The organism is Streptomyces sp. NPDC026673, assembly GCF_040638135.1.
In the GTDB taxonomy this organism is placed as follows: Bacteria; Actinomycetota; Actinomycetes; order Streptomycetales; family Streptomycetaceae; genus Actinacidiphila.
The window spans coordinates 182,726-195,267 of sequence record NZ_JBEZXR010000007.1 but is presented as its reverse complement, the minus strand read 5'-3'; the positions used below and the strand labels follow the sequence as shown (position 1 = coordinate 195,267).

The 12,542-nt window shown below is 74.1% G+C and carries 13 protein-coding genes; 7 read left to right on the top strand and 6 right to left on the bottom strand.

From position 1 onward, the window contains the following. From uraD to AB0F62_RS08715, 6 genes are all read left to right on the top strand, one after another. Positions 1-513: a 2-oxo-4-hydroxy-4-carboxy-5-ureidoimidazoline decarboxylase gene (gene uraD / locus AB0F62_RS08740; protein ID WP_361793969.1), complete on the top strand. Its 513-nt coding sequence runs from the start codon at positions 1-3 to the stop codon at positions 511-513. Then, positions 510-902 carry a hydroxyisourate hydrolase gene (gene uraH, locus AB0F62_RS08735; protein ID WP_361793966.1) on the top strand — a complete coding sequence of 131 codons (393 nt, stop codon included), beginning with the start codon at positions 510-512 and terminating at the stop codon, positions 900-902. Before uraD ends, uraH begins: the two co-directional genes overlap by 4 nt. A 7-nt stretch (positions 903-909) precedes the next feature. Next, positions 910-1,797 carry a factor-independent urate hydroxylase gene (gene pucL, locus AB0F62_RS08730; protein ID WP_361793963.1) on the top strand — a complete coding sequence of 296 codons (888 nt, stop codon included), beginning with the start codon at positions 910-912 and terminating at the stop codon, positions 1,795-1,797. A 10-nt stretch (positions 1,798-1,807) separates the two neighbouring features. After that, positions 1,808-3,202: an 8-oxoguanine deaminase gene (locus AB0F62_RS08725; protein ID WP_361793960.1), complete on the top strand. Its 1,395-nt coding sequence runs from the start codon at positions 1,808-1,810 to the stop codon at positions 3,200-3,202. Positions 3,203-3,494: 292 nt separating this feature from the next. Further along, positions 3,495-4,937, top strand: coding sequence for a hypothetical protein (locus AB0F62_RS08720; protein ID WP_361793957.1), 1,443 nt, complete (start codon positions 3,495-3,497; stop codon positions 4,935-4,937). Beyond that, positions 4,934-6,079, top strand: a complete 1,146-nt coding sequence (locus tag AB0F62_RS08715) for a hypothetical protein (protein ID WP_361793954.1) — start codon at positions 4,934-4,936, stop codon at positions 6,077-6,079. Before AB0F62_RS08720 ends, AB0F62_RS08715 begins: the two co-directional genes overlap by 4 nt. 6 nt (positions 6,080-6,085) lie before the next feature. Here AB0F62_RS08715 and AB0F62_RS08710 read toward each other — a convergent pair whose 3' ends face one another. Both AB0F62_RS08710 and AB0F62_RS08705 read right to left on the bottom strand, forming a co-directional pair. After that, positions 6,086-7,072 carry a hypothetical protein gene (locus AB0F62_RS08710; RefSeq protein WP_361793951.1) on the bottom strand — a complete coding sequence of 329 codons (987 nt, stop codon included), beginning with the start codon at positions 7,070-7,072 and terminating at the stop codon, positions 6,086-6,088. Positions 7,073-7,606: 534 nt separating this feature from the next. Next, positions 7,607-8,698 (bottom strand): PP2C family protein-serine/threonine phosphatase, encoded by a 1,092-nt coding sequence (locus AB0F62_RS08705; protein ID WP_361793948.1) that lies wholly within the window; start codon positions 8,696-8,698, stop codon positions 7,607-7,609. 194 nt (positions 8,699-8,892) lie between these two features. Here AB0F62_RS08705 and AB0F62_RS08700 point away from each other — a divergent pair, with 194 nt between their 5' ends. Continuing rightward, the gene (locus tag AB0F62_RS08700) at positions 8,893-9,213 is read left to right on the top strand and encodes a nuclear transport factor 2 family protein (RefSeq protein ID WP_361793945.1); all 321 of its coding nucleotides are present in this window, start codon (positions 8,893-8,895) and stop codon (positions 9,211-9,213) included. A gap of 29 nt (positions 9,214-9,242) precedes the next feature. On the opposite strand, the gene AB0F62_RS08695 is transcribed toward AB0F62_RS08700, so the two are convergent. The 4 genes from AB0F62_RS08695 to AB0F62_RS08680 form a co-directional block, all read right to left on the bottom strand. Then, the gene (locus tag AB0F62_RS08695; protein WP_361793942.1) at positions 9,243-9,848 is read right to left on the bottom strand and encodes a class I SAM-dependent methyltransferase; all 606 of its coding nucleotides are present in this window, start codon (positions 9,846-9,848) and stop codon (positions 9,243-9,245) included. Continuing rightward, the gene (locus tag AB0F62_RS08690) at positions 9,838-9,966 is read right to left on the bottom strand and encodes a hypothetical protein (protein WP_361793939.1); all 129 of its coding nucleotides are present in this window, start codon (positions 9,964-9,966) and stop codon (positions 9,838-9,840) included. The genes AB0F62_RS08695 and AB0F62_RS08690 overlap by 11 nt, the downstream gene beginning before the upstream one ends. 107 nt (positions 9,967-10,073) lie before the next feature. After that, positions 10,074-11,696, bottom strand: coding sequence for a malate synthase A (gene aceB, locus AB0F62_RS08685; RefSeq protein ID WP_361793936.1), 1,623 nt, complete (start codon positions 11,694-11,696; stop codon positions 10,074-10,076). 171 nt (positions 11,697-11,867) lie between these two features. Then, positions 11,868-12,512, bottom strand: coding sequence for a nucleotidyltransferase family protein (locus AB0F62_RS08680; protein WP_361793933.1), 645 nt, complete (start codon positions 12,510-12,512; stop codon positions 11,868-11,870). Positions 12,513-12,542 lie beyond the last annotated feature (30 nt).

The window sequence follows — 12,542 nt, the reverse complement described above, 5'->3', positions numbered from 1 at the left end:
GTGACTTCCAGCCCATCCCCGGGCCTGGCCCGGTTCAACGCCGCCGGCGGACCGGAGGCGGCCGCGCTGCTGCACGAGGTGTGCGCGAGCCGCTCCTGGGGTGCCGCCGTGGCCGCGGCCCGCCCGTACGACACACTCGACGCACTGCTCGCCGCCTCCGACGCCGCGACGGACGGGCTCGGCGTCGGCGACCTGGCCGAGGCGATGGCGGGCCACCCGCCGATCGGCAGACCCAGGCCCGGCGACCCGGTCTCCGCCCGCGAACAGAGCGGGGTGCGGGACTCCCTGCGTGAGGAACTGCTCGATCTCAACCTCGCGTACCAGGGGCGGCACGGCCACGTCTTCCTCATCTGCGCCACCGGCAGGACCGGTGAGGAGATGCTGGCCGCGCTGAAGGAGCGGATCGGCAACGACCCCGGCACCGAGCGCGAGATCCTCCGCACGGAACTGGGGAAGATCAACCGCATCCGGCTCGCCCGGCTCGTCGAGACCGCCCGGGAGGACCCCTCATGACCTCCGTGTCCACGCACATCCTGGACACCAGCGCCGGCCGCCCCGCGCCGGGCGTCGCCGTCGCCCAGTCGGTGCGCGCCGGGAGAGAGGCGCCCTGGGTGCCGCACGGCGCCTCGGTGACCGACGCCGACGGGCGCTGCAAGGACCTGCCCGACCCGCCGGAAGGCACCAGCCACGTACGGCTGGAGTTCGCCACCGAGGCGTACTTCGCCCGCCGGAGCACCGTCCACCGCAAGCCGGCCGCGGACCAGCAGGACGCCCCCCGCACCAGGGACAGCGGAGCCTTCTTCCCGGAGGTGGCGATCGTCTTCGCCGTCGAGCCGGGCGAGCACCACCACGTACCGCTGCTGCTCAACCCGTTCGGCTACTCCGTATACCGAGGGAGCTAGCACCGACATGTCGCCCACCCGACTCGGCCAGAACCAGTACGGCAAGGCGGAGACCCGTGTCGTCCGCGTCACCCGCGACGGCGCGACCCACCACGTCAAGGACCTCAACGTCTCCGTCGCCCTCTCCGGCGCCATGGACGACGTCCACTACTCCGGCAGCAACGCCGCCGTACTGCCCACCGACACCACCAAGAACACCGTCTTCGCCTTCGCCAAGCAGCACGGCATCGAGTCCGCGGAGCAGTTCGGCATCCACCTCGCCCGGCACTTCGTCACGAGCCAGGACTCCATCGAACGGGCCAGGATCCGGATCGAGGAGTACGCCTGGGAGCGGATCACGCAGGAGCACTCCTTCGTCCGCGGCGGCCGGGAGACCCGCACCACCGAGGTCGTCCTCGACGGCGCGCGGTGGCAGGTCGTCTCCGGTCTGAAGGACCTCGTGGTCATGAACACCACCGACTCCGAGTTCCGGGGCTTCATCAAGGACCGCTACACCACGCTGCAGGAGACCGGCGACCGCGTCCTCGCCACCGAGGTCCGCGCCCGCTGGCGGTTCGGCTGGACCCGCGACGAGGACCCCGCCCCGCACTGGGAGGAGTCCTGGGCCGAGGTCCGCCGCCACCTCCTGGAGGCCTTCGCCGGCACCTACTCGCTCTCCCTGCAGCAGACGCTGTACGCCATGGGCGACCGGGTGCTCGAGCACCGCCCCGAGATCGACGAGGTGCGGCTCTCGCTCCCCAACAAGCACCACTTCCTCGTCGACCTGGAGCCGTTCGGCCTCAAGAACGACACCCCCGACGGCGCGGTGTACTTCGCGGCCGACCGGCCCTACGGCCTCATCGAGGGCACGGTCCTGCGCGACGGCGCCGAGCCCCGCATCCCGGTGACGGACTGAGAGGCCCGCCATGACCCCCGCGACCGCCGCAGCACAGCGCATCGTCATCGAGAACTGCGCCGTCGCCACCGTCGACGCGCACGACACCGAGCACGTCACCGGGCACGTCGTCGTCTCCGGCAACCGCATCGAGTCCGTCGGCGCGGGCCCCGCCCCCACCGGGCTGGAGGGCGTCGTGCGACGGGTGGACGGCACCGGCCACCTGCTCACCCCCGGCCTGGTCAACACCCACCACCACTTCTACCAGTGGATCACCCGGGGCCTGGCCACCGACCACAACCTCTTCGACTGGCTCGTCGCCCTCTACCCCACCTGGGCGCGCATCGACGAGCGGATGACCCACGCGGCCGCCCAGGGCTCCCTGGCGATGATGGCCCGCGGCGGCGTCACCACCGCCATGGACCACCACTACGTCTTCCCGCGCGGCACGGGCGACCTGTCCGGCTCCATCATCCGGGCCGCCTCCGACATGGGCGTGCGCTTCACCCTCGCCCGCGGCTCCATGGACCGCGGCGAGTCCGACGGCGGCCTGCCCCCGGACTTCGCCGTCGAGACCCTCGACGGCGCCCTGGCCGCCACCGAGGAGACGATCGGCAAGCACCACGACGACTCCTTCGACGCCATGACGCAGATCGCCGTCGCGCCCTGCTCCCCCTTCTCGGTCACCACCGAACTGCTGCGCCAGGGCGCCGAACTGGCCCGGCGCAAGGGCGTTCGGCTGCACACCCACGGCAGCGAGACCGTCGAGGAGGAACAGTTCTGCAAGGAGCTGTTCGGCATGGGCCCGACGGACTACTTCGAGTCCACCGGCTGGCTCGGCGCGGACGTGTGGATGGCGCACTGCGTCCACATGGACGACTCCGACATCGCCGCCTTCGCCCGCACGCGGACCGGTGTCGCCCACTGCCCCTCCTCCAACGCCCGCCTCGCCGCCGGAATCGCACGCGTCCCCGACATGCTCGCCGCCGGCGTCCCGGTCGGCCTCGGCGTGGACGGCACCGCGTCCAACGAATCGGGCGAACTCCACACCGAGTTGCGCAACGCGCTGCTCATCAACCGCCTCGGCGCCCACCGCGAGGCCGCGCTGAACACCCGTCAGGCCCTGCGCCTGGCCACGTACGGCGGGGCCCGGGTGCTCGGCCGGGCCGAGCAGATCGGCTCCCTGGAGGCGGGCAAACTCGCCGACCTCGTCCTGTGGCGGATGGACACCCTCGCCCACGCCTCGATCGCCGACCCGGTCGCCGCCCTGGTGCTCGGCGCGGCCGCCCCCGTCACCCTCTCCCTGGTCAACGGCCGGCCGGTGGTGGAGGACGGCCGGCTCGTCACCGCGGACGAGGACGCCATCGCCCGCGCCACCCGCGAGCAGGCCCGGCGGCTCGCCCGGATCGCGGGCCTCACCGGCTGATCGGCGCGATCACCCGCGGACCCCGGTCGGGGGAGGGACGGCCCCCCGACCGGTGCCGGGTCCCGTCCCCGCCGGGGCCGGGACCCGGCGTTCGCCGCATCCGGACGCCGCACGGCGGAGGGCGGCGCCGACCGGCCGGGAACCCGTTGGAGCGCTCCCCACCGGCTCTGTTACCGTCACCGTGCCGGCCGCGGGACTACGGTGCGACTTCCGGAACCTGCCTCTGAAGCAATGATTCGCTGCTCGTGCCCCCATTCCCCGGCCGGCGTCCAGGACGGGGGGAGTCGACGCCATGAGCGAGCGGGGGGCGGCCGTCGCCGCCGAGGACGTGCTGCTGTTCGTCAACGCGGCGATCACCGCGACCGGTCAGCGCGAGTTCCGTTCCGGTGCCGGGGAGCAGCGGCTGTCGCTGGACTTCCTCCACGCGTACATGCTGGGCAACTACCGCGACCTGTACGCCGGGGTCCTCGCCCTCGACATCAACGACCACAACGCGGCACTGATCATCCACCGGCTGCTGGAGACCGCCGCCGAGGCCACCGACGAACAGCGCCGCGCCGAGGGCCGGCTGATCGCCTCCCGGCTCGCCCTGCTGCCGCCGCAGCGGGTGTACGGGATCTTCGGCGGCCTGCGCCGGGCCGGGGTGAACAACCGGCGGACCCGGGCGATCATCCGCGACTGGATCGCCGCCCGCCCGGACCCGGCCCTCGACGCCGTGAAGTACCGCAGCGGCTTCAAGCGGGCCCTGCGGCACGCCCATCTCGCTCCCGCGGGGGAGGAACTGGGCACGTTCGTGTTCCACCCGCTGAGCCGGGGCCGGTACGACACACCGCTCCTGGAGGCCTGGCGCCGCGCGCACTTCGCGCAGGACGCCCTGTACGAACTGCCCTACACCGTCGCCGAGGGCTTCGCCGCCAAGCACGGTGTCCCGCGCGAGGTGTTCCTGGAGCGCATCGCCCCGCGCATGACGCGCCTGGAGACCCTGCGGCTCCAGGAGTCCGCCCGGCGGCACGAAGCGGGCGCGGTGCCGGCCGCCCTGGACCGCATGCCGCTGACCCGGCTCGCCTCCTATGTGCTCTCGCTGCCCGTCGAGGAGCGCCTGCACCGGCGCCGCGAACTGACCGCCGCCCTGGACGCCGCCGCCGTACGGGTGGCCGGAGCGCACCGGGGAAGCTGGGGCCGGGTCACCGCCGTCCTCGACGACAGCTTCTCCGCCTCGGGTTCGGGCACCAAGCGCCGCCGGCCGCTGGCCGTCGCCCTGGCCTGCCACCACCTGCTCGCCGCGCTCGCCGGCGCGTACACCGGGCTGTGGACGTCCGGGCGGACCGACGCCCTGCTCGTCCGACCGTACGGGGCGACGCCGCTGGGCCGGCGGATCCTCGACGCGCTGGAGACCGGGCCGTCCCGGCTGGTGATCGTCTCCGACGGCTGGGACAACGCGCCCCCGGGCCTGGCCGGCGAGGTGCTCCGTGTGTGGCGCGCCCGCATCGACCCCGGGCGCCGCACCGAGGTTGTGCACCTCAACCCCGTCTACGACGCGGACGGCTTCGACGTGCGCCGGCTGTCCCCGGCCGTGGCCACCGCGGGCATCCGCGACGCCGAGGACCTGCCCGCGCTCGTCGAACTCGCCCAGTTCGCCGAGGGCCGCACCGGCCCGGCCGAACTGGCCGCCTACCTCGCCGCCCGCGCGCAGCGACTGTTCGACCGAACCCACCGGGGGGAGCACGCCCGATGACCGCACTCGACCTGACCGGCCTGGACACCCGCCCCTCCCAGGTCTGGGGCGCCGTGCGCCTGGTCCCGCTGGTGCGCGAGCAGCCCGTGGAGGACCTGCGGCTGCACCCGAGGGTCCTCGGCTACGGGCCGTCCGCCGTCCGGGTCGGCCCGCGGCACGGGTACGTCTCGTACATCCCGCACGCCTTCGTCGCCACCTGGACCGGTGACGGCACCCCGGCCGCCGCCTACGGGACGCAACTGACCTCGGGCGCGAACGACGTGCGCCCCGCCACGGGCGCCCTGCGCATGCACCGCCGGATGGCCCGCCGCGAGGCCAAGGGCAGGCTGCGCTTCCTCCCCCTGCACCTGGCACTGGAGGGCTATCTCGCACTGCACTTGGGCGGCCCCTCGGTCGCCTGGGAGGAGTGGTCGCAGCGCGCGCTGCGCCGGGGCCTGTCCCCGCGCGCGGAGGAGGCGTACACGGGGGCCGAGGTGCGCGGACTCGCCGACGCGCTGCGGGTCTTCGAGATCCACCCCGGTCAGTGCGGGGTCCTGCTCTACGTCGCCGACGCCCTGGCCGCGGCCTTCGTCGTGCCGCACCCCGACGACTACCGCGCGCTGCACCCGACCCTCGTGCAGGACCTCTACGGCGAACTCGTCCACCACTACGCCACGCTGATGCCGCCCGTGCAGGAGTTCCGCGCCCGTATCCCCGACACGGGCATCGGCTCCCTGGCGGAGCTGCGTGCCGCGGCGGCCGGACAGGAGCGGGCCTGGGCGCGGTTCCACGACACGACCATGGCCGCCGCGCTCCTGGAGCAGTCCCTCACCTGGCGGACGGTGTACCGGATGGGCCCCTTCACCCTCTCCCGGTTCCTGCCGGAGTTCCGCCCCGGACAGGAGAACCACATCGGTGAGGCCGTCACGGACGAGCGGGGCCGGACCGTCTACCTCAAGACCTTCCGGCTCTCGGAGAACCAGGCGCGCCGCGGCCACCTGCTCGACCGCCTCGCCGCCCACGACTGGCACCTGGCCCGCACCGCGGCCGCCCTCGGCGTCGACGAGGCGCAACTGGGCCGGCGTCTGGAGTCCGCGGGCTTCGGCTTCCTGCTCCGCCAGGACGTCCTCGACGGCCACCGGGCGCGGACCCGCACCGGCTGAACCTGTCTAACGGGCCGGGCCGCGCCCCTGCGAGCGGCCCTGGGCGGCCCGGCGGGCGGCGCCGCCTCGGGCGACGGTGTAGAGGTCGGTCGGCACCGGCCAGCCCTTGCGTCCGACGTGCTCGCCGTTCAGTCTGCGGGCCCACTTGCTGTAGTCGGTCTCCAGACCGTTCCCGGTGATGCGGATGCCGGGCGGCACCATCCGGGCGGCGCCCGAGGCCGGTTCGGCCACCGTGTGCCGCAGCGTCACGAACAGGGCCTGGTTCGCGGGGTGGTCGGGCCCGGCGTCGAGGTGCCGGGCGACGACCTCCCGGCGCACCGGCAGCCACAGGCGCAGCGCGGCCCGTGCCGAGTGGGGGAGCGCGAACTCCTGCACGGTCGCGGCGGTCCGGCCCGGCAGGTTCACCGTGAGCCTGATGCCGGACTCCGTCGCGGACAGGTCGGTGACGTCGGCCGCCACCAGGCCCTCGCGGGGCACCGCCGTCGCCCACAGCACCTCCAGCGCCGCCAGCAACCGGAGGCGGTACGGCTCTCGGCGCGGTTCCACGGGCGTGGTGAGCGCCCGGCGCAGCACGATGTGCCCGGTGAAGTCCAGCGGCTCCTTGGTGTGCTTCGACCACGGGCGCATCCCGCGGGCCTGCCACGGGAACGCGGGCCGTCCTGCCGCCCGGTTGAGGTCGGCGATGCCGTCCATGATGTCGCGCTGGCTGGCCGGCGTGAGCTCCCTGCCGACCTCCCCGGCCCGCGTGCGGTAGAGACCGGCCGCGATCCTGCCGAGCACCGTGTCCGGCCGCCCGGGGTGGCCGAGGACGGCGTCGTCGAACAGCGCGTCGAGGCTGCCCAGTGACCGCGCCGGCAGGTCGGCGGCGGCCCGCTCCAGTACGGCGGTGGCCTTCCTCAGCCGTTCCGCCCGGGACCGGGAGGTCGCGATGCCCGGGTCGCCGAGGGCCCGGTCCCGGGCGGCGCGGAGTTGGCGGATGGCGGGTGCGTTCACGGCAGCAGGGTAGATGCCGGCGGCCTCGGTCGCGCAGAATGGGCGTGAAGCCCCGCAGGTGGTCGAGACCTGCGGGGCTTCGCCATGTTCCACGGGCGGGGCATCGAAGTAATGTGGGGGTCGAGAAGCCCTGGCGCGCCGTCGCGCGCGCTCACGAGGTACCCCCGGATGCGGGCCGACCCGGAGCACGCAACTCCCGCGTCGCCGCCGGACCCGGCACGGTCACCGCACGCGAACCGCTCCGCCCTGTCGGGCGACACCCCGATCCCCGCCTCCCGCAGCGCGGCGCCCAGCGCGGCCGCCACCTCCGGCAGCCCCACCACCTCCGGCCTGGAACACGGCGTCGAACACCGGGACCTGCTCCGGGTCGGCCGGGACCGCGGCCGACCCCGTGGCAGGGCTCGCGGATCTGCGCCGCCGGCGCGGCGGTCGGGAGTGCTCCGTGTTTACGCGGGTGGCGCGGGCGCGGCATCCGCCGGTTCCCGGTGGCGTCCCTCGCCGCGCCGGGGCGTCGATCCGCTGCCCGCGGGCGCCTCAGAAGTGACAGACCGCCAGCAGCGCCATGTCGTCGCTCCGAGGGCCGCCGGTGTGCGCGTGGACGTCGTCCAGCAGCGCGTCCAGCAGTTCGGCGGGGCCGGAGAACGGGACCCCGTTCAGCCGGGTCACCGGATCGTAGAAGGTGCCGTCGGGGTCGCGGGCCTCGGTGACGCCGTCGGTGTGCATGAGCAGGGTCGAGCCCGGTGGGAAGGGCATCGTGTCGACCGCGTCGGGGTCGTTGCCGAACCCCATGCCGAGGGGCAGCGCGTGGCCCTCGGGTTCGGCGCTGCGCACCGTGCCGCCGTGCAGCACCAGCGGCGGCGGGTGGCCGCGGTTGACCAGGCACAGCCGCGTGCCGCCGGGCGGGAACTCCGCGAGCACCGCCGTGGCGAACCACTCCAGCCGGTCCATGCCCTCCCGGCGCTCCGCCTCGCGCCACAGAGCCCGGTCCATCCGCGTCGCCACCCCGGACAGGGTCGGCTCCTCGTCGGCCGCCATCCGGAACGCGCCGAGCACCACGGTCGCCGCCTCCACGGCCGCCATGCCCTTGCCGCGCACGTCGCCCATGATGCAGCGCAGCCCGTACGGCGTCTCCTGGACGGCGTAGAGGTCGCCGCCGATCTCCGCCTCGGCCTCCGCGGTCTCGTAGCGGGCGGCGACCCGGAACGGTCCGACGCGCGGCGGCGGTTCGGGGAGCACGGCCCGCTGCACGGCCGCGGCGACGCCGCGTGCGGAACGCAGCCGGACGTCGCGGATGTGCAGCAGCCGGTTGATGAACACGGCCACGATCGCGACGGCGCTGATCGACATCAGTTCGCTGATGCCGCCCGGGCCGCCGATGAGCCCGAAGTGGCTGAGGATGCCCGCGTCGGCCGCGATCGCGCCCAGCCCGACCAGCGCGGTGCCGGTCAGGGACATCAGGGGGGCCGCGAGCATCGGGGCGACGGAGTAGAAGGCGGTGGCGCTGAACTGGGCGGGGGTCACGTAGTCCACCAGGAAGCCGCCGACGAGCAGCACGACGGGCAGCAGGCGGACGTAGGCCAGTACATCGCGTCCTTCGCCGGTGCGGCCCTCGCCCTCTCTCCCCACGGGTGTGCTCCTGCCGTCGCTCTCGGGCCGCCGGGCTGCCGGGCTGGAGTCCAGGGTCCCCGCGGTCCCGCTCCCGTGCCAGCGGTGGCGGTCTTCCCGGGTGAACCGGTGGGGCGGGCGCGGGCCCGGGTAGCGCGGCACGGCTGCTCGGGCGAGGCTGGTGCCACCATCCGTGAGCACAGGGAGCAGCACCGATGATCCGCACCGACGCCCTCAACGAGCCGGCCGTCCGCGCCTTCGTCTCGGCTGTGAACGCCGGGGACCGGGAGGCCTTCCACGCCGCGCTCGCCGAGAACGCGACGATGTCCGACGACGGTTCCGACCGGAACGTCGACGAGTGGGCGGAGCGGGAGATCTTCGAGTCCCACGGCCACATGGACGTCCAGTCCCAGGACTCCGCGGGACTCACCCTCATCGCGGACTACCGGAACGACGCCTGGGGTGAGATGCGCACCAAGTGGCGCTTCACCGTGGACGAGGGCAAGATCAGCCGCTTTGACACCGGTCAGGCCTGAGCGGCACGGGGGCGGGGCGGCGTGCCGTCTCAGCCTCCCGTGTCGTTGCGGAACACCAGCAGGTAGCGCCAGAACAGCAGCCGTCTGAGGCGGCTGCCCGGCAGCAGGTGTGCCGACTCGGCGCGGATCTGCGGCAGGGGCGTGGTCGGTGGCCGTACGGGTGCCCGGACGGCTTCGGGGGAGCGGCCGCGCAGCCGGTCGGCGGCGGCGACCGCGAGCCGGGCGGCGGCGTTGACGGGGACGGCGGTCAGGCTCACCGCCCAGTCGGCGGGGGTGCGTTCGGGGTGGCAGCCCAGGACGAGCAGGACCCCGCCGGGGGCGAGGGCGGCACGGAGCGCGGTGACGGTGGAGAACGGCACGTGGTGCAGGCTGGCCAGGCAGGTGATGACGTCGTAGTGGCCCTTGGGCAGTTCCACGCGCGTCACGTCCGCGACCCGGAAGGTGATCCCGGGCGCGGTCCCGGCCGCCGTGACGGCCTCCGGTGAGGCGTCGATCGCGTCGACCCGCAGCCCCCGGGCGGCGAGGCGGCGGGCGAAGCGGCCGGTGCCGCATCCGACGTCCAGTGCGGTGAGGGCGCCGGGCGGGATCCGGCGCAGCAGCAGCCGGTGGTAGTGGTCGTTGTGGTCAAAGGGCATGCGCGGCGCCCTTCCGGGCCTTGAGGTGGGCGCATCGGTCGGCCCGCGCGATCGCGTCGCCGATGTGCACCGGGAGGTACGGGCCGGGCCTCATGGCGCGGGGGCGTGGTGCTGGCATGGCGTCGATCATGCCAGCGGGCCGTGCTCCGGGGGTGGTCTTTTCTCCGGCGCGGGCGGCGGCGCAGCGGGGCCCCGGCCGTGTCGGCCGGGGCCCGCGGGTGGTCCTCAGCCGAGCAGCTCGTACGCGGGCAGGGTCAGGAAGTCCACGTAGGTCTCGTCGAGGGCGGTCTTCAGCAGCAGGTCGTGGGCCTGCTGCCAGCGGCCCGCCGTGAAGGCCTGCTCGCCGAGTTCGGTGCGGATCGCGGCCAGTTCGCGGTCGGCCAGGGCGCGTACCAGTTCGGCGGTGGCCTTCTCGCCGTTGTCGGCGAAGACGACGCCGGCGTTGACCCACTGCCAGATCTGGGAGCGGGAGATCTCGGCGGTCGCGGCGTCCTCCATGAGGTTGAAGATGGCGACGGCGCCGAGGCCGCGCAGCCATGCCTCGATGTAGCGGGTGCCGACCTGGACGGCGTTGCGCAGCCCCTCGTAGGTGGGCTTGGCCTCCAGGGAGTCGACGGCCAGCAGGTCGGCGGCGGTGACGTGGACGTCCTCGCGCAGCCGGTCCTTCTGGTTCGGGCGGTCGCCGAGCACCGCGTCGAAGGAGGCGCGGGCGATCGGCACCAGGTCGGGGTGGGCGACCCAGGAGCCGTCGAAGCCGTCGCCGGCCTCGCGGTCCTTGTCGGCCTTGACCTTCTCGAAGGCGACCGCGTTGACCTCGGCGTCGCGCCGGGAGGGGATGAAGGCGGCCATGCCGCCGATGGCGTGGGCGCCGCGCTTGTGGCAGGTGCGGACCAGCAGTTCGGTGTAGGCGCGCATGAAGGGCGCGGTCATCGTCACGGAGTTGCGGTCGGGCAGCACGAAGCGTTCGCCGGCGTCGCGGAAGTTCTTGACGATGGAGAACAGGTAGTCCCAGCGGCCCGCGTTGAGGCCGGAGGCGTGGTCGCGCAGTTCGTGGAGGATCTCGTCCATCTCGAAGGCGGCGGTGATCGTCTCGATGAGGACGGTGGCGCGGATGGTGCCCTGCGCCACGCCCACATGGTCCTGGGCGAAGACGAACACGTCGTTCCACAGGCGGGCTTCGAGGTGGGACTCGGTCTTGGGGAGGTAGAAGTAGGGGCCTTTGCCCTTGGCGAGGAGGCGGTGCGCGTTGTGGAAGAAGTACAGGCCGAAGTCGACCAGGGCGCCGGGGACGGGCTCGCCGTCGACGGTCAGGTGGCGTTCGTCGAGGTGCCAGCCGCGGGGGCGCATGACGACGGTGGCGAGTTCCGCGTCGTCCTTGAGCGCGTAGGTCTTGCCCTCGGGGGAGGTGAAGTCGATGCGGCGCTCATAGGCGTCGATCAGGTTGATCTGGCCGCCGACGACGTTCTCCCAGGTGGGAGCGGAGGCGTCCTCGAAGTCGGCGAGCCAGATCCTGGCGCCGGAGTTGAGGGCGTTGATCGTCATCTTGCGGTCGGTGGGGCCGGTGATCTCCACCCGGCGGTCCTCGAGTGCGGCGGGGGCGTCGGCGACGCGCCAGTCGCCCTCGCGGACGGCGGCGGTCTCGGGGAGGAAGTCGAGGGTGCCGGTGCGGGCGATCTCGGCGCGGCGGTCCTTGCGCCGGGCGAGGAGTTCGGCGCGGCGGGGCGCGAAGCGGCGGTGCAACTCGGCGAGGAAGGCGAGCGCCGCGTCGGTCAGCACCTCCTCCGCGCGCTCGACGGGGGGTGCGGTGTCGGCGACGACGGCGTGCGGTGCGGGCCCTGGTGCGGACATGAACCTGACTCTCCTCTTGCCGATGAGGGGTGCCGTACGGCCGGAGGAGCCGGGCGGCCACCGCGCCCGGGCCTGGCACGGGGTGCCGGGCCGGGCGGGTTACGGCTGCGAGGCGCCCCGGCCGGGCGGGCGCTTCTGCTGCGTGGAGCATAGTTTTTGCATAGTGGAACTTCAACGTTTTGTGGCACCCGGTGCGGGGGGCTCCGGCGGTCCCGCCAGCAGCCGCAGGTCGTCCGGGGTGTCGATGTCGGCGGGGACCGCGACGTCCCCGCACTCGACGAGTGCGATCGCCTCCTCGTGCCGTCTCAGGTAGGAGCGTGCCCCCTGGTCCCCGACCGCACTCGCGGCGATCGCCGCCCAGTGGTCCGCGCCCAGCAGGATGGGATGCCCGCGCCTGCCGTCGTACGCCGCGGCGGCGAGCGTTTCCGGGGAGGCGTAGGCGGCCGCCACCCGGGCCACCGCCGCGGCCCCGATCCCGGGCTGGTCCACCAGCGCCACGACGACGGCCCGCGCGCCGCTGTCCGCCAGGGCCTCCAGACCGGCGCGGAGCGAGGAGCCCATGCCCTGCTCCCAGTGCGGGTTCACGGTCACCGCGCAGCCGTCCAGCGCGGCGCGCCGCCGCACCTCCGCGGCGGCCGCCCCCAGCACGACGTGCACCGGAGCGCAGCCGCCCGCGCGCAGCACCCGCGCGGCGTGCTCCACCAGCGGGCGTCCGCCGTACTCCAGCAGGGCCTTCGGCCGGCCGCCCAGCCGTCTGCCGCCGCCGGCCGCCAGCAGCAGCCCGGCGACGGCGCCCGTTCTCCCGTCGCGTTCCACACCCCCTGGATACCGTGGAAGGGGAGCGGG